Annotated in this window: 22 protein-coding genes, 1 other RNA gene and 1 riboswitch; of the genes, 4 read left to right on the top strand and 19 right to left on the bottom strand. The window is 41.6% G+C overall.

The genetic code is table 11. The features are described from left to right. Positions 1-70: 70 nt before the first annotated feature. The 3 genes from LKE01_RS00860 to LKE01_RS00850 all read right to left on the bottom strand — a co-directional run bounded on the left by LKE01_RS00860 (position 71) and on the right by LKE01_RS00850 (position 2,179). On the bottom strand, positions 71-601 hold the full coding sequence (locus LKE01_RS00860; RefSeq protein WP_057962342.1) for a folate family ECF transporter S component: 531 nt from the start codon (positions 599-601) through the stop codon (positions 71-73). Between the two features lie 54 nt (positions 602-655). Further along, a riboswitch (THF riboswitch) is annotated at positions 656-770 on the bottom strand. Positions 771-875: 105 nt separating this feature from the next. Beyond that, positions 876-1,748: a DegV family protein gene (locus LKE01_RS00855; RefSeq protein WP_057962343.1), complete on the bottom strand. Its 873-nt coding sequence runs from the start codon at positions 1,746-1,748 to the stop codon at positions 876-878. Positions 1,749-1,765: 17 nt separating this feature from the next. Next, positions 1,766-2,179, bottom strand: a complete 414-nt coding sequence (locus LKE01_RS00850) for a MarR family winged helix-turn-helix transcriptional regulator (RefSeq protein ID WP_057962344.1) — start codon at positions 2,177-2,179, stop codon at positions 1,766-1,768. A gap of 132 nt (positions 2,180-2,311) precedes the next feature. On the opposite strand from LKE01_RS00850, the gene LKE01_RS00845 reads away from it, so the two are divergent. After that, a complete protein-coding gene (locus LKE01_RS00845; protein WP_057962345.1) occupies positions 2,312-4,018 on the top strand; it encodes an NFACT RNA binding domain-containing protein in 1,707 nt (568 codons plus the stop codon). Between the two features lie 34 nt (positions 4,019-4,052). Here LKE01_RS00845 and LKE01_RS00840 read toward each other — a convergent pair whose 3' ends face one another. The 7 genes from LKE01_RS00840 to LKE01_RS00810 form a co-directional block, all read right to left on the bottom strand. After that, positions 4,053-6,554: a carbamoyl phosphate synthase preATP-grasp domain-containing protein gene (locus tag LKE01_RS00840; RefSeq protein ID WP_057962346.1), complete on the bottom strand. Its 2,502-nt coding sequence runs from the start codon at positions 6,552-6,554 to the stop codon at positions 4,053-4,055. Continuing rightward, on the bottom strand, positions 6,538-7,629 hold the full coding sequence (locus LKE01_RS00835) for a carbamoyl phosphate synthase small subunit (RefSeq protein WP_054768870.1): 1,092 nt from the start codon (positions 7,627-7,629) through the stop codon (positions 6,538-6,540). The genes LKE01_RS00840 and LKE01_RS00835 overlap by 17 nt, the downstream gene beginning before the upstream one ends. Positions 7,630-7,651: 22 nt before the next feature. Beyond that, on the bottom strand, positions 7,652-8,185 hold the full coding sequence (pyrR, locus tag LKE01_RS00830; RefSeq protein ID WP_057962347.1) for a bifunctional pyr operon transcriptional regulator/uracil phosphoribosyltransferase PyrR: 534 nt from the start codon (positions 8,183-8,185) through the stop codon (positions 7,652-7,654). Between the two features lie 91 nt (positions 8,186-8,276). Continuing rightward, on the bottom strand, positions 8,277-9,185 hold the full coding sequence (locus LKE01_RS00825; protein WP_054768871.1) for an RluA family pseudouridine synthase: 909 nt from the start codon (positions 9,183-9,185) through the stop codon (positions 8,277-8,279). 19 nt (positions 9,186-9,204) lie between these two features. Then, positions 9,205-9,645 (bottom strand): signal peptidase II, encoded by a 441-nt coding sequence (lspA, locus tag LKE01_RS00820; protein WP_057962348.1) that lies wholly within the window; start codon positions 9,643-9,645, stop codon positions 9,205-9,207. Positions 9,646-9,659: 14 nt separating this feature from the next. Then, positions 9,660-11,321, bottom strand: coding sequence for a formate--tetrahydrofolate ligase (locus LKE01_RS00815; RefSeq protein ID WP_057962349.1), 1,662 nt, complete (start codon positions 11,319-11,321; stop codon positions 9,660-9,662). Positions 11,322-11,373: 52 nt separating this feature from the next. Beyond that, complete coding sequence (locus LKE01_RS00810; RefSeq protein ID WP_057962350.1) at positions 11,374-11,760, bottom strand: EbsA family protein; 387 nt, start codon at positions 11,758-11,760, stop codon at positions 11,374-11,376. A 30-nt stretch (positions 11,761-11,790) separates the two neighbouring features. Here LKE01_RS00810 and LKE01_RS00805 point away from each other — a divergent pair, with 30 nt between their 5' ends. Then, positions 11,791-12,180 (top strand): ribonuclease HI family protein, encoded by a 390-nt coding sequence (locus LKE01_RS00805; RefSeq protein WP_054768872.1) that lies wholly within the window; start codon positions 11,791-11,793, stop codon positions 12,178-12,180. Here LKE01_RS00805 and LKE01_RS00800 read toward each other — a convergent pair. The 5 genes from LKE01_RS00800 to LKE01_RS00780 form a co-directional block, all read right to left on the bottom strand. Then, on the bottom strand, positions 12,177-13,289 hold the full coding sequence (locus LKE01_RS00800; protein ID WP_054768873.1) for an NAD(P)/FAD-dependent oxidoreductase: 1,113 nt from the start codon (positions 13,287-13,289) through the stop codon (positions 12,177-12,179). The genes LKE01_RS00805 and LKE01_RS00800 overlap by 4 nt on opposite strands. Positions 13,290-13,339: 50 nt before the next feature. Then, positions 13,340-14,509, bottom strand: a complete 1,170-nt coding sequence (locus tag LKE01_RS00795; RefSeq protein ID WP_057962351.1) for a THUMP domain-containing class I SAM-dependent RNA methyltransferase — start codon at positions 14,507-14,509, stop codon at positions 13,340-13,342. A 66-nt stretch (positions 14,510-14,575) separates the two neighbouring features. Further along, positions 14,576-14,949: RNase P RNA component class B (rnpB, locus tag LKE01_RS00790), an RNA gene on the bottom strand. A 25-nt stretch (positions 14,950-14,974) separates the two neighbouring features. Continuing rightward, on the bottom strand, positions 14,975-15,358 hold the full coding sequence (gene gpsB, locus LKE01_RS00785; RefSeq protein WP_054768874.1) for a cell division regulator GpsB: 384 nt from the start codon (positions 15,356-15,358) through the stop codon (positions 14,975-14,977). 53 nt (positions 15,359-15,411) lie between these two features. Further along, complete coding sequence (locus LKE01_RS00780) at positions 15,412-15,984, bottom strand: SLOG family protein (protein ID WP_057962352.1); 573 nt, start codon at positions 15,982-15,984, stop codon at positions 15,412-15,414. Positions 15,985-16,109: 125 nt separating this feature from the next. On the opposite strand from LKE01_RS00780, the gene recU reads away from it, so the two are divergent. Beyond that, positions 16,110-16,709, top strand: coding sequence for a Holliday junction resolvase RecU (gene recU / locus LKE01_RS00775; protein ID WP_054768875.1), 600 nt, complete (start codon positions 16,110-16,112; stop codon positions 16,707-16,709). Positions 16,710-16,727: 18 nt separating this feature from the next. Beyond that, positions 16,728-19,058 (top strand): PBP1A family penicillin-binding protein, encoded by a 2,331-nt coding sequence (locus LKE01_RS00770; protein ID WP_057962353.1) that lies wholly within the window; start codon positions 16,728-16,730, stop codon positions 19,056-19,058. A gap of 95 nt (positions 19,059-19,153) precedes the next feature. On the opposite strand, the gene LKE01_RS00765 is transcribed toward LKE01_RS00770, so the two are convergent. Genes LKE01_RS00765 through LKE01_RS00750 form a run of 4 tightly spaced genes read right to left on the bottom strand, consistent with a single transcriptional unit; the run spans position 19,154 to position 22,940 of the window. Beyond that, positions 19,154-19,867: a DnaD domain-containing protein gene (locus LKE01_RS00765; RefSeq protein ID WP_054768876.1), complete on the bottom strand. Its 714-nt coding sequence runs from the start codon at positions 19,865-19,867 to the stop codon at positions 19,154-19,156. Positions 19,868-19,911: 44 nt separating this feature from the next. Beyond that, on the bottom strand, positions 19,912-21,207 hold the full coding sequence (gene asnS / locus LKE01_RS00760) for an asparagine--tRNA ligase (RefSeq protein ID WP_054768877.1): 1,296 nt from the start codon (positions 21,205-21,207) through the stop codon (positions 19,912-19,914). Beyond that, a complete protein-coding gene (locus tag LKE01_RS00755) occupies positions 21,194-22,414 on the bottom strand; it encodes a pyridoxal phosphate-dependent aminotransferase (protein WP_057962354.1) in 1,221 nt (406 codons plus the stop codon). Before LKE01_RS00755 ends, asnS begins: the two co-directional genes overlap by 14 nt. A gap of 19 nt (positions 22,415-22,433) precedes the next feature. Continuing rightward, positions 22,434-22,940 carry a cell wall elongation regulator TseB-like domain-containing protein gene (locus tag LKE01_RS00750; RefSeq protein ID WP_057962355.1) on the bottom strand — a complete coding sequence of 169 codons (507 nt, stop codon included), beginning with the start codon at positions 22,938-22,940 and terminating at the stop codon, positions 22,434-22,436. Between the last annotated feature and the right edge of the window lie 49 nt (positions 22,941-22,989).

Raw genomic sequence — 22,989 nt, 5'->3', positions numbered from 1 at the left:
CGCTGGCAACTCCTTTCACAGCAATACAAAAAGCGGCCCATTAGGCATCAAGCCAATGTGTCGCACAGTATTATTTGAACAAACGTTTTTGAGTCCTTTTCAAGGTCTCGGAATTTAACACAAGATAAAGCAATCCCATTTGAATGGGTGTGTTCAGCAGTTCTTTGATAATTCTAATCGGTAAAGCCGCTAAAAATGGTGTTTTGAAAAGAAGTGAGAGCCAGTATGTGTTCAAAATGGTGTTAACAACAACCATAATGAGCAGCTGGGAAATGATAATTCGCTTACCAGTCACTTCTTTGCCATAGAAGAAATAGCCATAGACCATCGCACCAAGAACTGCAGAGGCAGTAAAGCCAGGAAAGTACACAGCACCAGAAAGTAAAGTTCCGATGATATCCGCCATACCAGCAATTAAAGATGACCAGACCGGCCCATACCATGCGCTGGCAATTGCTATTATAATAAAGCCGAAGCTGACTCTCCAATCCCAAATACCAAAGGTAAACCGGCTGAGAACCAATAACAATGACAGAAAAATGCTCAAAACAACAATATCGACGACTCTCAATTTATGAACACTTAATGATAATGACTTCATGATGCAGCATCTCCTCAAAAGGAGCTCACCATTATTTAGTGGAAATCTAAATAACATAGTGAATGCGGAAACAACACCGCAAAAGACTGACAAGTCGTAGCCAGTCATTTTTCGTTCGAAGTTCACATTCCGTTCCTCCGACACTTAACGCATTGAATCCTACCCCATATTTAATTTATGTAACTCTTAAAGTCTATCACATGAAATAAAAAAAGCAATCGCTTTGTTCGTGTTTTACTGAACAATTAGCGATTGCTTGTTAAAATAGTTCACTTTAAAGGCTGTCTTGATCAAAGTCACGCAGCCATGCAAGAGCTAATGCCTTGTCGCCTAAATGGGTTCCAATGGTTGGTCCAAAATAACTTTGCTCAATTTTCATATCGGGATAAAGTTCGTGAATTTTGGTAGCCCATTCATTTCCTGCCTTGGGGTCGTTACCGTTGATAACCAATGCCCTAAGTGGATAATCGACCTGTTCATGAACCTTGGAAAAGATTTCTTCAACCCGTTTCAAAGCTTTTTTCCGAGAACGAATCTTTTCAAATGCAACAATTTCATTACTTTTATCATCAAATGTGAGTAACGGCTTTATCTTCAACACACCGCCAATAAATGCCGAGGCATTGGAAAGACGTCCACCACGAACCAGGTTTTGAAGGTCATCGACAACAAACACTTCGTTGATCGTCTGGCGAAGCCCATCGAGATATGTAATGATCTGATCGGGTGTCCGGCCAAGTTTAGCCATTTTGCTGGCCTGAATGGCTAAATAGCCCATCAACTTAACCGTAATTTTTGAATCATAAGGAATCACCTTGATGTTTTCAATGGTTGGTGCAATTTGAACCAGTGAATTATAAAATCCAGAAATGGTACTGGCAAGATGAATGCTGATAACAGTATCATAACCCTGGTCTGCCAGTGAGTTGTACACTTCAATCATTTCACCAATTGGCGGTTGAGACGTGCTGGGAAACGCCTGAGAATTCTTCAGCTTGTCGTAAAAGGCTTCGGTTGTAAGATCGACACCTTCTTTATATTCCCGGCCATCGATAATAACAGGAATCGGCACTACCGTAATATGATATTTTTCTCGTTCTTCTTTAGTTAGATAAGCCGTGCTATCAGTCACGATCGCAATTTTCATTTAAATTCACCTGCTCGTTATATTCGATCCAAACTTTGTTCAAGTCGATTAATCAATATCTTCAATAAATTTTTTTCTTCATCTGTCCAATGATTGAATACCCGCTCGGTTAATTTCGCAATTTCTGCTTCAACGTATTCACTGGACTTGGTTCCCTTTTCGGTTACTGTATAAATAAGCTGCCGTTTATCACGTCCAACAGCGGTCTTTTCAATCATTTCTTTTTCCAAGAGTCTCTTTAATTGGCGTGACAAAGTGGAAATATCGAGCTTAGTCGTTTCAGATAACTTTTCTTGAGTTGTATTACCCGCAATCACTTGAGTCAACAATTTCCATTCAGAAATCGTTAATCCGGTTGCCTTGGTAATCGAAAATATTTGGGACCGATGATTTTTGGCGGCAGAATTAAGTGCCACAAGAATATCCTTCATGATGAAAAGACCTCCGAAAAATTAGTATACGCTATTTGATAATTACATACAAATAACATGTGTCTTCCTTAGCATCAGTAAGGAAAGTGCGCTATACTAGTACATGCTACTTATACGAAAGTGAGTGATAAGATGTCATTTGATGGTTCTTTTACCCATTCTATGAAAGAAGAATTAACCGACCTTCTTCAAACCGGAAGGATCAGTAAAATTAATCAACCCTATCCAAATGAGCTCATATTAACTATCCGAGCTCACGGGAAAAATCAGCAGCTTCTGTTATCGGCCAACCCAACGTATGCGCGGGTGCAAATAACGAAGGTGCCCTATGTTAATCCAAGCGTCCCAACAAACTTTACAATGATTATGCGAAAGCATTTGAGTGGTGGTATTCTGGTCGACGTTTCCCAACAAGAAAACGACCGGGTTTTGACTTTAACCTTTACCGCTCGAAATGAACTGGGTGATCAAACAAAACTAGACTTGATCGTTGAAATAATGGCGCGACATAGCAATATTATTTTAGTGGACCAGGCATCCGGCAAAATAATCGACGCAATTAAACACGTTGGCTCAGATGTGAACCGATATCGATTGCTTCTTCCTGGTGCCACTTATGTAAAGCCACCAAAGCAGGATTTGCAAAATCCATTTAAGATGACTGATTTCGACAAGATTAAGAAATTAATTACAGATTTCCCAAATGTCGATATGTTAGCAGACAATTTACGTAAGACTGTCCAAGGATTGGGTAATGACACATCTTTGGCACTTGCAAATAGTTTGCATAAGGATGAGAATGTTGAAAAGAACTTCCAAGATTTCTTCAAGAATTTCGGTTCTCCAAAGCCAACCTTTAGCCATGTTGCAGGTAACAAGATTAATTTTACCGCATTTCCTTACCCAGGTACAACCAAAAATCAATTTTTCCCAACTTTAAGTGAATTATTGGATGCGTTTTATGCCAGCAAAGCACAACGTGACCGCGTTCGGGAACAAGGTTCCGTTTTAATTCAAGTTGTCAAAAAACAATTAAAGAAAAATCGAAATAAGCTAAAAAAGCTCAAACGTGATATGAAAGAAACAGAAAATGCCGATGACTATCGGGTTAAAGGTGAGATTTTAACCACGTACTTGAACAAAGTCGATCGTGGAATGACCTCCATTGAATTGCCAAACTACTACGAGGAAGACAAGCCAATTAAAATCCAGCTGTCGAATCAACAGTCCCCTTCGCAAAATGCGCAGCGTTATTTTAAGAAATACCAAAAATTAAAGAATGCCGTTAAATTTGTCGGTGAACAAATCAAACTCACTCAACAAGAAATTGATTATTTTGAAAATATTCAGTCCCAGATTGAGTTGGCCGATCCGCAAGATCTTGTCGATATTCGTTATGAACTGGAACAAGGTCATTACTTACGTGACCATGAACAGAACAAAAAGAAGAAAAACAAACGTCAAAAGATTGCCAAGCCGGAAAAATTTGTTTCAACTGACGGAACCGAAATTCTGGTTGGAAAGAACAACTTGCAAAACGAAAAGCTGACCATGCACACTGCTGATAAGCGGGACACATGGTTGCATACGAAGAATATTCCAGGCTCCCACGTTATCATTCGAAGCTTTGACCCATCGGAACAAACGTTGGCTGAAGCCGCAAATTTGGCAGCCTACTTCTCAAAAGCACGGGAATCATCCAAGGTACAAGTTGACTATACAAAAGTGAAGAACATTCGTAAGCCAAACGGAACCAAACCAGGATATGTCATCTATGACAGCCAAACAACATTGTTTGTAACGCCGGATGAAGAACTGGTTGATAAATTAAGAAAATAAAAGCATTTCGACATTTTGTCGAAATGCTTTTTGATTATTCAAAATTTTTAAAGGAAAGCGAAGAGCCAACTTCCTGTTTCGTGGTCCCTTCCGAGCGACCAGATTGGAGCTCTCTAAACGGGAAATGAGCGGTCATGATTGCGGACCGCTGATGCTCTGTCGGCTTTAAATCATCCTTGAGAGAATCCAAATCGAGTTTCCCAAGATATTTACGAACCAAAACATTGATCCAGTTAATACCCGTGATTTTAGTCAGAAATGCCGTTTCAGTAATTCGAACTGGCCGAATACCCGTCATCTCATAATTAGAATCGCCAGTTGTATTATACAAGACCTGCACTAATCCTTGCCATTCATGCGTATCAATATTCTTCGAAGCATCAGCAATTAATTTAGCTTCATCCGTCTGCCAATTATCCATCGGCTCTTTATAATCGTTAATAAATCGAAGATCGGTCATTTGGTCTTTACCCACAAACGAAATTGTCGTTACTGGTAAGACTTCATCGCCCTCAATAAACAAGTCCACTGCCGTTGTCGCATGCTTTTGATTGTATGTGGCAACTTTTTGGTCTGGCGGCAAAACAAGAATATTCAAATTTTTAAATTGTTTTAACTGTTTAGACAGATAATGTCGATTACCAGGTAAAATAACCACATCAGGCTGTTCAAGGTCAATGATATTGAGGATGTTTCCAAGCTGAATCGGCTCAATATATTGTTTATCACTCAACTGTGGCGTGAGTGATACCGCATTGGGATTCGTGTTCATGATAATCGTCTTATAGCCGCACTTATGCAAAGATCTGAGGATCTGGGATGTATAGTAATCAGCAGCGGAATTGGGTCCCAGCTGATTACCTCCCCGACCAATGACCAATGCACTTTTTTCTGTAAACGGCCGACTTTCATTTTCCAGTTCGTAACTGCTGTAGAAAATGTTTGTACATTCCAAGAACTCGCCAGCACTGGGTTCAATTGCTTTGTAAGTTACCCGGTTATGGTAATTTTGATTCATTTGCTGAATTTTTGAGATGTTCACTTGCCACAATTCAGCAAGCATTCCGTCTCCAAAACCATACTTATGGCCAATTTCAATTGATTGTGGTGAAAGTGGATTGTTAACGACAAAGTCCTGCGCCCTCAGCAACTGGTTTAACTTGTAGAAATAAAACCGATCAATTTGCGTCAATTCTGAAAGTTCATCAATTGAGAATCCCCGTCGGAGTGCCTCCATCAAAATGAGAATTCGACTTGCCAAAGGATGAATCAACTGGTTGATCACATCATCGTCATCAACCGTTGAGACACTTGGTAAAACATCTCGCGGTGAAAATTGTGAACTATGCATTGATTTGATAATTGCCTCTTCAACCGTGCGGCCAATTCCGATGGTTGAACCAACCGATTTCATTAAAGTATTTAAATGTTGATCAACATCCGTAATGTCTCGGAACGGCCATAACGGAATTTTGACAACCACATGGTCCATGGTTGGCTCCATAAACGCCAAAAACTTGCTGTATTTGCTTGGTAACTTGATTTCCGTAAGATTACACCCCAACTCAAGAAAGCTTGAGACATAGGTTAATGGATAGCCTGTCGCCTTGGCTGCCAAAATGGTGTTCCGGGTGAAGAATGGACTGACCTTTGTGACAAAATAGTTGGAACTGGTTCTTGATTGGGCAAATTGAACGTGACAGGTACCGGTAATATTCAGTGCATCCATGATTCGGAATGTGGCTGTCCGGAGCGCTTGATATTCTTCGTTAATCAACGTTTGGGTGGGCGCAAAAATAATTGAATCCCCTGAATGAATCCCAATTGGATCCATGTCTTCCATTCCTGAAATCAAGATTTTATTACCGTTTGCGTCACGAATTCCAACCATTTCAATTTCTTTGTAACCAACGATACTTTGCTCAATTGAACAGCGCTTAATGTAAGTCCGCTTAAAACTGACATCAAGGGCATCTTCCAATTCATCTGTATTGTTACAAATGAATCGACTGGTATCGTGACTGGATGACATTGGCTTCACAATGACAGGAAATCCTACTTCACGAATAAAGTCCATGGCCTCGTCATCATTTGCAACGATTTTTGACGCGATCACTTTTTCGTTAATCTCGGTTAAGGTATCACGGAGCTTTTGATTATCCATGACCTTTCGTAAATCAGCCGGTTTGATTCCAAGCAAGGTGATATTATTAGACGACAAAATACCACTTTCAGCTAATTGCCAAGCAATTTGCATGCCATTTAAGCCACCAGTGGTTGCCATAACCGCATCCGGCTTTTCTTTTTCAATGATATTGACAGTATTTTGAAAGTTGACTTCTTGTACGTAAACGTTGGCAGGCTGAATCTCATCAGTCGTCACTGAAAAAGCGTTGTTATCGACGTAAATAATCTTGGCACCGGTTTTTTTCAACGCCATTAGTCGTTCAAACGCTGCTGCGTCCAACTCATTTTCATGACCGATATTTGTGGGACCACCGCCGAGTATCAAAACTTTTTTAATATCTATCGTCATTGTTGTCCCTTCTTCTTGCCATAATTTCCATAAAGTCATCAAACAAGCCGACGCTGTCTTTGGGACCTGGTGCGCCATCAGGTGAAAACTGAACGGAGAATGCGGGGTAATCACGATGTCTTAATCCCTGGACAGTTCCGTTGACCAAATCAACGTAAGTGATGAACAGTTGGGCGTGATCAATCGACTTGGGATCGACCGCGTACCCTTGCTCCTGGCCAGCAAAGAAGATTTCATTAGTAATAATTTCTCTGATCGGATGATTACTTCCATGGTGTTCAACATTTAACTGGGAAATTTTTGCACCATTGGCTAATGCGAACAACTCATGACCGAGTCCAATTGCAAACAGCGGTGCCCGTGATTGGACTTCGGTAATCATTTTTAATACGGATGTTGGTAAGTTGGCTGGTGAACCTGGTCCAGTGGATAATACGATTCCATCAGGATCAAGGTCTAAAATTTGAGCCGCTGAAAAGTCCCAGGGAACAACCGTTACGTTACAATCCCGGTGTGACAATTCACGCAAAATCCCACTCTTTAATCCAAAGTCCACCACAACAACATTTGCCCCTTCATCAGGGTTGGGAAATGGCTTGGGTGTGGCTACTTGAGCAACTTGTTGATTGGTTAACACGGTTGCGTGCAGCTGGTCAAAGGCATGGTCGTCAGCGACATCAACAATGCTGGCCTTCATGTTGCCACGTCTTTGTAAATGATGCCGAATCTCTCGGGTGTCCACATCATAAATCCCCGGAATTTTATGTTGTTTTAAATATTTATCCAAAGAAATCCGCTTAAAGTGGTCAGTTGCCAGGTTTTCATATTCCCGGACAATGACACCCTTTGCGGATGGCAAAATAGACTCGTACGCATTTTGGTCGAGCCCGGTATTTCCAATAGATGACTGAGTGAAAACGATGATTTGGTTATGGTAGATCTGATTGGAGATAATTTCTTGATAACCGTTCATTGTCGAATTGGCAACAATTTCACCAGTCGTAGTTGCAAGTGATCCAAATGCTTTTCCAGCATATGCGGATCCATCTTCTAAAATTAAATATCTTTCCGTCATGCTGACTCCTCGTTAATAAGAATTATTTGATGAGTTCAACAGCATCCTTGTCGTCAATCTCTGTTACATAAACCTTAATCTTTTCTTTTTGAGAACTTGGAATGTTTTTGCCGACAAAATCAGCTCTGATTGGTAATTCACGATGACCGCGATCTACCAAAACTGCCAAGTTGATGCTCTTGGGACGTCCGAGGTCCATAACTGCAGAAAGTGCAGCTCGAACAGTTCTTCCGGTATATAAAACATCATCAACCAAAATAACCCGTTTTCCTTCAATGGAAAAGTTAATTTTGTTGTTGGACATTTTGACATCGGTGCTGACTGCATCGTGTTCAATATCATCACGATAATTTGTGATATCTAATTCACCGACGGGAATTGAAACGTTTTCCAATTGTTGGAGCCGATCAGCAATTCGATTTGCTAAAAATATTCCTCGGGTCTTAATGCCGATTAAAACCAAATCTTCGACACCTTTGTTTTTCTCAACGATTTCATAAGTAATTCTTGTTAAGGCCCGCTGCATGGCCATTTTGTCTAATATTATCTTTCCCATTAGTTAAAGCTCCTTAATTGAGTAACATTTGTCCCTGATAATTGCATTAAAATGCTATACCTCTTCAGAATATGAAAACAACGCCGGATTGTCAAGATCCTAGAGCGTTGTTTAATCGTAAATTATTTAGTGTTTTTTCAAATATTGGTGGAATTGGTGCAGAAAAGACCATTAATTCATGAGTTTTCGGATGTTCAAATCCCAGCTCTTGGGCGTGAAGAAACTGCCCGTGGCCTTTGATTGTCTTTCGCGGACCATAAAGCGGATCACCAACAATTGGATGACCGATGTACTTCATGTGCACCCGAATCTGATGGGTTCGGCCGGTTTCCAGTCGGCAGGATACCAACGTGTAATCATCAAACCGTTCCAACACTTCAAAGTGCGTCACTGCACTTCTGCCATCGGCCACAACAGCTTGCTTCTTCCTGTCCTTTGGAGAACGGCCAATCGGCGCATTCACAACTCCAGAGTCCTCATTGATTCTTCCGTGAACCAAAGCAACGTATTTTCGTAAGCTTTTTTGAGCCTTCAGTTGTTGGGATAGGAACTTGTGAGCATCGTCGTTTTTGGCCACCATCAACAATCCTGAAGTGTCCTTATCAATTCGATGGACAATTCCGGGACGAAACTCGCCGTTAATCGTTGAAAGCGGGCTATGATACAGCAGTGCGTTTACCAAAGTGTGGTCGGGATGACCAGGCGATGGATGAACCACCATTCCCTGTGGCTTGTTTACAACGATGACGTCATCATCTTCATAAACAATGTCCAGTGGGATGTTTTCAGGTTCCAAACTAATTGGCTTGGGTTTGACCTCTTCAACAGTAATTTCATCGGCGTGACTGACTTTATACTTTGGCTTGACTGTTTGACCATTCACCAAAATGTGACCATCATCAATTAAATTCTTGGCTCTTGAACGGCTGACTGAAGGATCCAATTCAGAGACAATTTTATCCAATCGGCCAGTCTGTCCATCAATCGTAAATTTTTTCAACGTAGCGCTCAACCTCTTATCAACCTTCCCTGATAATAGCAATTGCTAAAATCAATATTCCAAACGTCAAATACATATCGGCGCAATTAAAAATGGGAAAATTAATAAAATCCAGTTGAAACATGTCAACCACGTGATTATTGACGACTCGATCAATGACATTTCCAAGGGTCCCTGCCAGCAATAAACCGAGTCCAATCCGATAAGGAATATTTGACCAGTATTTAACAATGAAATAAGAAACCAACACCGCAGCGAAAATGGCAATGATGACGAACACAAACTGATGGCCGGATAAGATGCTCCATGCCGCCCCAGTATTGTTAATCCGGGTAATCGAAAGCACCCCGTTAACAACTGAAAAAGATTCACCAAGTGCCAGACTAGCCACCACAAAGTGTTTGACTAATTGGTCAATGACAATTAGTACAATGATTCCTATCGCGTAAATAACTGGCAAATTAATCGCTCCTCTTAGAACAGACCGGTAATCCGTCCCTGCTCATCAATATCCATATCAAGGGCTGCCGGATGAGTTGGCAGACCAGGCATGGTCAAAATTCTTCCCGTCAGGGCAACAATAAATCCTGCTCCCAATTTTAATTGTAGATCTGAAACGTGAATCTTGAAGTTCTCAGGTGCGCCCAACTGTTTGGCATTATCTGTAAATGAATACTGGGTTTTAGCCATGCAGACAGGCAACTTGTCATAGCCAAGCTTTTTGATGCGTTTCAATGCTGTTTTGGCTTTTCCTGAGAATTCGATTCCATCACCACCGTAAATTGTGGTAACAATTTTGTTCATTTTTTCTTCCAAAGGATCATCATCTGAATATAACTCATGGAAATCAGCAGGTTGATCGCAGGCTGCAATAACGTCTTTTGCAAGATCAATTGCACCTTTGCCGCCTTCTGCCCAACTGTTAATAATGGTTCCGGTAACTTTTAATTCGTTTGTGACATAATCTTGAAGATAGCTCAATTCAGCTTCCGTATCGCTGGCAAACTTGTTAATTGCCACAACAACCGGCTTGCCATATTGCTGCATACCTTCAACGTGACGCTTCAAATTAACGATTCCCTTCTTGAGAGCATCCAAATTTTCGTCGTTTAATGCCTTCTTGTCAGCACCACCATTCAGTTTCAGTGCCCGAACAGTCGCAACAACAACGACACAATCAGGAGATTGCTTAAGTCGTGGTGTCACAATGTCCATAAATTTCTCAGCACCAAGGTCTGAACCGAATCCGGCTTCTGTAATGGCATAATCACCAAAATGAAGAGCTGCCTGAGTAGCCAAAATACTGTTACAGCCATGGGCAATGTTGGCAAATGGACCGCCATGAATAAAGGCTGGTGTATGTTCGATGGTTTGAACCAAATTTGGCTTGATTGCATCTTTCAATAATAATGTTAAAGCACCTTGGACGTGCAAATCAGCAACGGTTACCGGCTGACGGTCATAGGTATAGCCGATCAGCATTTTGCTGATGCGTTTCTTAAGATCGGTCAAACTGGTTGCCAAGCATAAGATTGCCATCAATTCACTTGCAACGGTGATATCAAAACCATCCTGACGTGGAACACCAGATGTTCGACCACCTAGGCCGACAACAACTTGACGTAATTCACGATCGTTCACATCCATTACCCGTTTCCAAGTAATTTGGCGAGGATCGATATTCAATTGGTTACCGTGTTGAATGTGGTTATCAATCAAAGCTGCCAATGTATTATTAGCTTCTGTTAATGCATCAAAATCACCGGTAAAGTGTAAATTAATGTCATCCATCGGAACAACTTGGGCGTAACCACCACCGGTAGCGCCGCCTTTCATTCCCATAACAGGGCCAAGTGATGGTTCACGGAGAGCCAAAACAACTTTTTTATGTAATTCGTTTAAGGCATCACCAAGACCAATCGTAACGGTTGTCTTACCTTCACCGGCAGCCGTTGGGTTAATGGAAGTGACCAAAATTAGTTTGCCATTTGACTTTTCAGTTGTTGGGTCGAAATTGATTTTGGCTTTATACTTACCATATTGTTCGATTTGATCATCAGTGATTCCGATTTTATCAGCAATCTTTGTAATTGGTTCCATAGCAGTTTCTTGGGAAATTTCAACATCGCTCTTCATAATGATTCATGACCCTCCTAAAATAACTATCGACAGACAACAACAGCAGAGATTATTCGTTGGAAATCAATTCTTTTATTTCAATGACAGAATTAGCAGGTAAAATGAAACTATAGATTTTCGTATTGGCAACGAATGCCAGCTGATATTTTGACGTGGTGACATGTGAAATTTGATCAAGATCGAGTGTCAGCCAATGAGGATTAGTAATCCGACTGACCACAAATTTATGATCATAAACATTGATGCTGCGAAAATGAATTTCCGCCCATGCAATCACAGCAAATAGTACGAAGAAAAATAAAGTAATCCATTGAAAATGGGTTATTTCAAGCCAAATAATGACACCAATAAAAAAGATGACTAACGTCCAGCTCCAACAAATAATACTGCTTAGTGGGCTTGGCTGATAAAAGAAGTGACGCTTTTGGGTTATCATAATAAAACTCCTTAAAGAAAGTGTAAATAAATGATTAAACTATATACAGACGCTGCCGTCAATCAACACACTGGTCATACCGCAATTGGAATATTAATTGTTCACAATGGCAAGCAGCTCCAATTAAATAAAGTCATTGAACCAACCAACAATCATGAAGCAGAGTTTATCGCCGCAATCGATGGCTTTAAAAAACTCATTGCCCTAAAAATTGATCCATCGGAAATTATCTTTTTTAATACCGACAGTAAAATTGTCTCGGACAGTTTAAATAAGCAATATGCTAAACACTTTGAAAAGTATGTTGATGAACTGTTGGATCTGCAAGGTAAATTTGATACGGTCGTCAATACATGGATTCCCGACAGCCAAAATATGGGTGCTCATACCCTGGCAATTCAGGCACTCCACTCAATTTAACCAATGTACGAACTAACTGGCTTCGTGTAACGGCTCCAATCATCAGAATGATTACCCAGAACTGCTTGAGCCAGAAAGTAACCGATGATTGGACCGGTTGTCAGGCCTGAAGATCCCAAGCCGCCGCCAACCAAAAATGATGACAAGTCCGGTAAGGCACCAAAGAATGGCGCAAAATCACCGGTATAGGCTCGAGTGCCAACCCGCATGTCGGTAATTTGTGATTCTGACAAAGTTGAAATAAACGCTTTTGCGTTTTCGAACAACTGATTGCGAGCGGCTGGCTTTGGTGTTAAGTCAAAGCCTTCGTCATTTTCATGAGTTGCGCCAATAACCAATTTACCACCATTGAAAGGAATAATATCACTCATGCTTTCCGGCATCATAACAGGCATATTGCGCCATTTTGATGGCATGGCCACAGTCAAATCAATCAGTTGACCTTTTTGTGGTCGGACCTTAACATTGAGCCCCAAAGGCGCCAGCGTTTCATGCATCCAGGCACCGGTAGCAACAATCACGTGATCAAACGTTTGAGTGCCTTCCGAGCTGCGAACGTCGCCGTTAGGCAATACTGAAACTCGTTCGTGTTTTACTTGAACATTATTAGCTTCAGCATGTTCCAACAACTCTTTAACAAAATCGGCTCCATCAATTCGTGCCCCACCGCTCACAAAAATTCCTTCTGGAGGATTTGTCAGCAGGGGCATTTTTTTCTGGACGGCATCTGCATCCAACAACTCAACGTGGCCCATTGCCGGCGTCTGCTGTTGCTTAATCTGGGCGTCATGATAGAGACTCAACAGATCTTCGTGATTCTTTCTGGTCACAATCGTTCCGGTCTGTTGATAGGCCTTATCGCTCAGCTGAGCAGCTTTAACCAAATCCGAATATAATTCCGCGCCACGTTTGGCCAACGCATACCAGCGCTTATTTCTGCGCTTTGAAAGCCATGGCGAGATGATCCCCGATGCCGCTTTGGTTGCTTGACCGTGATCGTCATCAAATAATGTCACTTGAACATTTTCGTTACCTTGCAAATAACTCAAATAAAAGGCAGCAGTAGCACCAATAATTCCACCGCCAATGATTGCGACTTGTTTAACCATTTACCCACTTCTTTTCACCAAGTTGTTCTTATTTTAGCATATTTTCGAACTTATTTCGCTTTAATTTGGTCCAAACTGCGCAAATCTCGAACTTTCTTGCCCCAAAATTGAAAATAGTCCGTCCTAATGGATCCGTTATATAATTTCCGGCGTTTTGTTGCTTTGGCACCGTAGTACTTTTCAAAGTCCAAATCTGACGTGAGGAAATACTTCGACCAACTGGTTAGTGGATTAAAGACCTTGCCCATTTGCTTATACAATACATGGGCATGCTCCTCATCACTCATTCGTTGTCCGTATGGTGGATTTCCAACGATTACACCGTTTACCTTATCGGTCTTAAAATCAGCCACTGCCAACTGTTTGAAATGAATATCAGCCAGTAAGCCGGCTTCTTCAGCGTTGCGTTTGGAAATTTCAATCATATTACCATCAATATCACTGGCAGAAATGTCTAATTCAATATCGTAATCAGCTTTTGAATCAGCTTCGTCACGAACTTTTTGAACCATGTCAGCATCAATCCATGGCCATTGTTCACAAATAAAGTCACGATTAAAACCGGGCGCAATATTTCTGCCAATCATCGCAGCTTCAATTGGAATGGTTCCTGAACCACAAAATGGATCCAAAAATGGCATTTCCGGGAACCAGCTGGTAAGCATAACCAATGCCGCAGCCATATTTTCTTTCAGTGGTGCAGAGCCCTTTTCAACCCGGTAGCCCCGTTTGAACAAACTGGAACCCGTGGTATCCAACGTCAACATGACGTGATCTTTGTTAATTGCCACTTCCAAAGGAAATTTGGCACCGGTTTCGGGTAATCTGGTGTGGCGATGATAAGCCATGCTCAATTCATTAACAATCGCCTTTTTAACAATCGCTTGAGAGTCAGGCACACTGTGGAGCTTCGAATTTCTGGAACGGCCTTCAACGGGAAAGGCAGCATCCATGGGCAGCATCTTATCCCAGGCAATTGCAGTTGTCTGTTCAAAGAGCTCATCAAAAGTTTTTGCATCAAATTCATCGACCACAATCTTGATTCGGTCAGCAGTCCGGAGCCAAAGATTAGTTTTAATAATATCCCGCTCATCACCGGTAAATCTTACCCGGCCATTTTCAACTTGAACATCATAGCCCAGGTCACGCATTTCTTTTCCAACGAGTGCCTCAATTCCGGCGGCACATGTAGCGATTAATTTAAATTTCATTTTAGCCATCTCATTTCATTTTCTGGGTAACAAAAAAGTGGGAGCAAGCTCCCACTCAACCTGTTTGGTGTAAATCCCTGTAAGCCATGTTTTGTGCTTCTTACATCCCAGGACGATGCAACAAGTAGTAATCATCTATCTGAGAAATACCGAAGTACTTCTCCCCCACACTTGGTTCATTTACCGTGTGTGAAGCTCCCCTACCAAAAGTTTGGGTTTCCCGCTCGAGGGGTTTACCGCGTTCCATCAGCATAGTTTCCTATGCCATTCGTCACTGTGGCACCTTAGGGAATTAAAGCATAGCAAAGCCTTAGCTTTAATATCCGCCGTAACTCACAAAGAGTCCCCCGGCTTATTTTTTCACCGAGCACGAACACTACGGGCATCTCAGCCCGTGCGAGAATGGACTTTCCTCAGCCGTAATAATACGACCGCAATTACTCAGGATTTACACCATTTAGTTATATGCAAGCTTTAAAGCCTGTGTGAATCATTGGTATTATTATCAAGCTGTGATCCGAAGACTCGTCTTTCAAGATTTGAAAGACGCTTCAAAATATCCATGTTGGTTGCACTTGACATCGGTTGACTTGGAGCAGTCCTGGTTGGGGCTGTGCCGGTTGGTGCCGATGGCATTGGTTGCGAACCTGAAACAGCAAGCTGTTTATTCAATTCGTCAACTTGGACTTTTAAACGTTCATTCTCATCGCTGAGAGACTGGAGTTCTTTGTTGAAGGTTTCATAATCTTTAATGATATCGTCTAAGAAACTGTCAACATCATTAGGATCATAGCCACGCATCTTTTGCTTGAACTCTTTTTGAAGAATGTCCTTCGGAGTATAATTAATGTTTTCCATTTATGGGTTACACCTCACTATTTGCAACAAACCACCTAAAATAATATCATAAATTAGTCATCTTGAACACTATTATTCAAGTTTTCCTGATATTCGTCCGCAGCGCTCTGTAAATCGTCGAAAGTAATTAGCTTATACGGATAGGGATGATTCTCTGCAAATTTTTTAATTTTGTCATAATCATATTGCGATTTGCCTGGATTATCTAAATCATATATCAATAATGCTTGATCTGTATGGCTAAGCATGAATTCTTGGTAATTTCTTAACTGTTGGGGAGATTGATACGGCTTTTGAGAAACTGATGCGGAAAAATCAACCTTGGCTTTTAGGGCCTGCAGCTTTGCCTGATTATTTTCATTCCAATTGCTGCCAAACTGGTCGAATGGTAACATCATGGACGTTTGAAACTCGCCTGGATAATCTTTTTTTAAATTCTGGCCCATTTCAAGTGCCCACTGTTCGATGCCCAATTGGCCACCGGAAATCAGCCAGTCCATCCCGTCGACAATTGCCTGAGTCAGTTCGCTTTTGAGAACTGAATCGATCACCTTTCGCTTTGGCTCATCATCTTTAAAAATTCCTAATTCATAGCTGCGATAGCCGGTTACCCACAAGCGGCTCATGATATCACCCTTACGATAAAATATTTTAAATAGGTTCTCTACTTGGTATAATAACATTATTGTAGTTATTATTAAGTTAAATGAAGTACAATATAACTATTCAGAATAAAGGAAGCCAGAGTTCAATGACGATTAGATACCCGAATGGAAATCAGTTCCACGAACAACCAGCCTCTTCAAATCTGCACAATGACTCGATTGATTTTTCCAATCGTGGAATGACTTTGGAAGATGAGATTAACAAAAGCAATCAGTATTACCTGCGTGAAGGAATTGCGGTTGTCCACAAAAAGCCGACCCCAATTCAAATTGTTTCCGTTGATTATCCCAAGCGAAGTGCTGCCAGAATCAAAGAGGCTTATTTTCGCAGGGCTTCAACGACTGACTACAATGGTGTTTACCGTGGAAAATATATTGACTTTGATGCCAAGGAAACTAAGAATAAGACTTCTTTCCCACTGAAGAACTTCCACAAACATCAGGTTGAACATATGCGTCAATGTCTTGAACAGCAGGGAATCTGTTTTGCAATTATCAAATTTATTTCTGACCAGTCAGTTTATGTATTAAAAGCGACCGACTTGATTAAGTATTGGGACAATCAGGACAAAGGCGGCCGTAAATCCATTCCTCGAAAAGTCATTGAGCAAGACGGCTTTTTAATCAAATATAGGATCAACCCATTACTACCCTATCTTCGTGCAGTTGATTCTATCATCGAATAAGTTACAAAGGAGAACTCTATGTCACAGAACAATCCTAAGAACTCACGTGCTGAAGTCCGGCGCGGACGACAGTTTAGTACTACCCATAAGAAAGGTCCATTTCGGAGAATTCTTAAATGGGCTTTAATCTTAGTTGGCGCCCTTTTTCTTTTTGGTGCCGGCCTGTTTACTTATTACGCTGCAGGTGCTCCTCGGATCACTCATTCCGCACTGACCAGTGATAATTCCACGAAATTTTATGATGCCAACGGAAAAGTTATTTCACGTCTGGGAAGTCAAAATCGTGATTACGTTAAGTCCAACAAAATTCCCAGAACATTGAAACGAGCGGTTGTATCAATTGAAGACCGACGTTTTTACAAACATCATGGTGTTGACCCGATCCGAATTGTCGGTGCCGCGGTTTCAAATTTAACCGGTTCATCGATGGGCCTTCAAGGTGGAAGTACGTTAACCCAACAACTGGTTAAGCTTTCAGTATTTTCAACCGCCGCAAGTGACCGAACTTTAAAGCGAAAAGCGCAGGAAGCCTGGCTGGCAATTAAAGTTGAAAATAAATATACCAAGAGTCAGATTTTGGAATTCTATATTAACAAGGTCTACATGGGTAACGGAGTTTATGGAATGCAAACCGCAGCGGAATTCTACTATAACAAGACACTTGAACATCTAACGCTGCCAGAGTTTGCCTTACTTGCCGGTATGCCGCAATCACCTACGCTCTACAATCCATATAAGTACCCACAATACGCGACAAAGCGCCGAAATGAAGTCCTGGATGCAATGGTCAAGACAAAGGCCATTACCCAACAACAGGCACAGAGCGCGAAGAATACCAGTGTTAAGAGTGGCCTTTCAAAGACCCATTCAAAGGCAACCACGTCGGTTAAGACATCCAGATACATTGATTCTTATTTGAAACAGACAATTGAAGAACTGGAAGAAAAAGGCTACAAGCCAAATCGTGGCTTGAAAGTTTATACCAACTTGGATATGAGTGCCCAAAAGAAACTTTACCAGATCAGCAATAATGATCCAACCATTGCATACCCTAACAATCGATTCCAAGTTGGTGCCACGATTGTCAACGTCAATAACGGTCAAGTTGTCGCCATGCAGGGTGGCCGAAAAACCAAGGTTGCATTCGGACTTAACCGAGCGGTTCAAACCGGACGGTCATCCGGATCAACCGCAAAGCCGATCATGGATTACGGCCCTGCGATTCAGTACCTTAAATACCCTACTTACCAACCTGTAAAAGATACCCCATACGTTTATCCGGGAACCAGCAAGTCGGTTTATGACTTCGATAATAAGTATCAGGGAACCATTACAATGAGAAAGGCTTTGGTCGAATCCCGAAACATTCCGGCAATCAGAACCCTTGAAAATGTCGGGGTTCCAAAAGCCACAACTTTCTTGAAGAATTTGGGAATGTCGTTTAAGAAACCACTCGAAATTCAAAATGGGATTGGCTTATATATTTCATCTGAACAACTGGCTGCTTCATATGCTGCCTTTTCAAATGGCGGAACCTATTACAAACCATATCTTATTAAAAAGATCGTTCAACCAAACGGTGTTGCTCATAAATATCATAAAAAAGGCAAGCGGGCAATGTCCCCTGCGACCGCGTTTATGATTACCAATATGCTGAAGGGTGTTATGACCAATTCAGAGGGTTCAGGGACCGCAGCGAAGGTTTCTGGGCTCTATGAAGCAGGTAAAACCGGAACAACTCAGTATCCAGACGACTATTTGAACAAAGTGCCAGCTATGTCAACCATGGACTCATGGTTCTCCGGTTACACAAAGAACTATTCATTGGCGATCTGGACCGGATATGATCATCAATTTAAAGCTAATTCGTACGTGACATCAGCGCAAACAACGATTGCCCAACAAATTTACAAGAACGTCATGGGCTATATCTCTCAAGACAAACCAAATACTGATTGGACACAACCAAGCGACGTTGTCGCAACAAATCGCGGCGGTCAAACCGAGTATTACGTTGCCGGGTATCCTGGAACGGTTACCGACAACAGTTCCAATCAAACCACCAGCGGTTACACGACTGACAGCAGCTCAAGTTCCAGCTCAGCGGTTGTTACCCAACCAAGAGCAAACGAGAGCTCCAGCAGTGCTGAAAGTTCCAGCGAAACATCAGAGTCGACCCCATCTGAACAAAAACCAAGTGGCGGCGACGGTAACAATGGATCTGGAAGCGATTCTGCTACGTCCAGCTCAACGGATAGCAGCAGTGGTAGCAATACCACTCCGGATAATGGTGGCAACACCAATACCGATGGTAACAATAGCGACAATAACAACACAAAGAATCAATAATCAATCAAAAACAATGATAGGTCTCTTGAACTTTCAGGAGTCCTATCATTTTTTATGTACGAAAAAAGACCGGTAAAATTTTTACCGGTCTTTTATTATTTATCTGGATTCCCCGTTAAATTAATAAACGGAATATCGGGACCATTATATTGATTGGACATGTCGTCCGCACGGCCACTGTTGCGGGTTTTCTTATACGCTTCAATTTGCTGCGGGGATTTCAAATTCTTTTTGTACCAATTACCAATAATGCGATCCATATATTTAAGATTATAAACTTGATTTAAAACGGCTTCTTTTAACGCCATCTGAATTAGCTCAGGTGAATAGTGATCAATATCCAACCATTGGCTGATAGACTCCATCTCAATTGGAGATAAGGTTCTGCCAAATTCTTTTTCGATGCTCTCAAACACCGACTGTCGTTCATGGCTGTCGACGATTTTGGGTGATTGGACCTCGCGCTGTTGAGAAACTTGATCGTTGTTAAGCAACGATAGTTTTTCATACATTGGGGTAAAATCATATGCATCGACTTGTTGGCCTTCAATTGTCACTTGGGTAATTTTTGCTAATTTCTTTTCGATCATCTGATGGAAGAGATTAAAAAGCTGCTGCTCTGAATACCCTGTCTTTTCGTGAAGATCAGCCATTTCAGGCATTGGAATAACCAAGTCATGATTACCCTTAATCAACATGTAAATAAACATTTCCTGATTATTGATCCCGATTTTGTGGTAATTATTTAACAAGTAATTGCTAATGGTTGTTTGACCTTCATCAAGGATGCCATGAGCGTAATCATCCATTCAAATCACCTCGGCTTGTCAAAAATCAATTCACGACATTCATTTTAAGGATAAATTCGGTTAATCAATCTTGGGAATGGAATGGCCTCACGAACATGGTCCTCTCCAGTCAACCAAGTTAATGCACGTTCAAGTCCCAAACCGAATCCGGAATGAGGCACACTACCGTACTTACGAAGATCCAGATACCATGAGTATTCTTTAGGATCCAAGCCGGCCTTGATAATTTGGTCATATAGGTAATCATAATCAGTTGCCCGTTCAGAACCACCGATAATTTCACCATAGCCTTCAGGTGCCAACAAGTCAGCACAAATAACAACGTCATCACGAGTTGGATGTGGCTTCATATAGAATGGCTTAATTGATTTAGGATAGTTGAGAACGAAAACAGGTTGATTGAATTGATCCGCAAGGAAAGTTTCCTCAGGTGAACCAAAATCAACACCCCATTCAAGGTCGAAACCACCCTTTTTGAGCATGTCAATTGCTTCATCGTAACTGATTCGTGGATAAGGCAAGATGGTATATTTCTTAAGAATTTCAGGATCCCGGTCAAGGGTCTTCAATTCCATCTGACAATTTTTAAGCACTCTGGTAACCAGGTAGGCAATGTAACGCTCTTGGATTTCCAAGCTTTGTTCCTGATGCATGAATGCCATTTCTGGTTCAATCATCCAAAATTCAATTAAATGTCGACGAGTCTTGGACTTTTCAGCTCTAAAAGTAGGTCCGAATGAGAAGACCTTACCAAATGCTTCCGCACCGGCTTCTTCGTACAACTGGCCACTTTGTGACAGGTATGCATCCCGGTCAAAGTACTCAGTATGGAACAGTGTCGTTGTTCCTTCTGGTGCACTACCGGTTAAGATAGGTGCATCAATCTTGATAAATCCTTCGTCATTGAAGAAATCATAAGTTGCTTTGATGACTTCATTCCGAATCCGCATAACAGCGTGGGGACGGCTTGAACGTAACCACAAGTGACGGTGATCCATTAAGAAATCAATTCCGTGTTCCTTGGGTGTAATTGGATAATCATGAGATTCGGATACGACATCAATGGTTTCAACTTCAATTTCGTAACCAAATTTGGAACGGGAATCTTCATGAATAATTCCTGTTACCCACATGCTGGTTTCTTGCTTAACTTCTTTTGCAAGTTCAAATGTTTCCGGAGTCACATTGTTTTTAACAACCACTCCCTGGAAAAAAGCTGTGCCATCACGTAATTGCAAAAAGGCAATTTTACCGCTTGATCGTTTGTTGGTTAACCAAACGCCGATTTTTACTTTTTCGTTAACGTATTTTGGCGCGTCAACCATACTAATCTGTTTCAATTCCGATTCCTCCAGATGTTTGTTTTTGTAAAAATTGATTCATAAATTTAGTAATGCGTTCCACGGCTGTCAGTAGGTTCTCCAAACTTGCCGCATAGCTCAATCGCAGATAACCGGACATTCCAAAGGCATCCCCATCAACAACTGCCACATGGGCCTTTTTCAAAAGAACATCCACTAATTCTGCTGAAGAATTGAGCCCCGCAAGCTTAACGGCTTCTTCCACATTTGGGAACAGATAAAAGGCTCCCTGGGGTTTGGCAGCTAATTTAAACCCGGGAATCTCTTGGACCAATGGATAAATTTTATTCAGCCGTTCTTCAAAGGCTTTTCTCATCGTCTCAACTTCGGATTGATCCGATTCAAAAGCCGCAATCGCAGCATATTGACTAACCGTAGCCGGATTCCCGGTTGAGTGGGAAAGAATTGAGTTGACTTTGCTGATTAATTCGGGAGCTCCTGCAACGTAACCGATCCGCCAGCCGGTCATCGAATAGGCTTTGGAAACACCATTGACCAAAACGGTGGAAGCGGCAATTTCATCACCAGCCTGAACCAACGAATAGAAGGCATTTTGATTATAAACCAGCTTGCCGTAAATATCGTCTGCAATCAGGATAATGTTGTGGAAAACGGCCCACTTACCAATGGCCGCCAGTTCATCTTTGGAATAAACCGTTCCGGTTGGATTCTGTGGTGAGTTGATGACCAGTACTTTACAATTTCTGGTAACTGCTGCATCCAGCGTTTCGGGCGTAATTTTAAAATCATCCCCGGTTTCAACAACGACCGGCTTGCCACCAGCCAATAGAACTTGTTGTCTGTAACTGACCCAACTGGGCTTTGGCAACAGAACTTCCGTCCCCTGATCAACCAGTGCCTGCATTAAAACATACAGACCCATTTTGGCACCGCTGGTCACACTGATTTGGTCAGCAGGATAAATTACCCCATAATCCTGCTTAATTCGATTGGCGATGGCTTCCTTTAATTGTGGAAGTCCGCTTGCAGGGGTGTAGAAACTGGTTTTGCCCGCTTGGATCGCTGAAATGGCCGCGTCGGAAATAACCTTTGGTGTTTTAAAATCGGGTTCACCGATTCCAAGGTTAATCACGTCAATTCCCTGGCGGATCATTGCTTTGGCAGTGTTTGAAACCTTTACGGTTGCAGAGGGCGTTACCTGCATTGCCCTTTCAGAAAATTTCATTGAAGTGTCCTTTCATACTTTAAATGTTCTCAATAGATTTATAGATTTGGCCATTCTTAAAACTAATCGTTGTAAAACACAGTCGACCTTTTGAATTCATATAGCTGGCAACCCAATATGGTTTGGATTTAATTAATGTCAGTCCGATTCCGTTAAACTTTGAAGGATGCTTTTGCCGTTGAATGACGTCCTTGGCCTGTTGTTCACTGATACCTGAGCTGCTGTTAATGACGGTTACAGTACCGCCCTTTTTGGCAACGATCACAAAAACGTTTTTATTTTTGTTATCAATTCCGGATACCGAGTAATAGGTCTTCCCCAGATTTGAGGTATAAAAGGAGTTGACATCCCGCAATCCGGCATATTTCTTGGCGATCGTTTCAGTTTGCCCACGGGCAATTGTCATTGGCCGTTCGGCTGTATGAAAAATAATAAAGAACGTAAAGCACAGAATTAAAATGACGGCGATAACGACCCAGGAAATTTTAACATATGATTGTTTTTTAACTCTTCGATGCCGTTGCATGTTATCTTCCTCTCAAATTTCGTTATCTCTAATTATAGCAAATAAACCG

The organism is Lentilactobacillus kefiri (genome assembly GCF_007989105.1).
In the GTDB taxonomy this organism is placed as follows: domain Bacteria; phylum Bacillota; class Bacilli; order Lactobacillales; family Lactobacillaceae; genus Lentilactobacillus; species Lentilactobacillus kefiri.
This window is presented reverse-complemented; position numbering and strand designations above follow the sequence as displayed.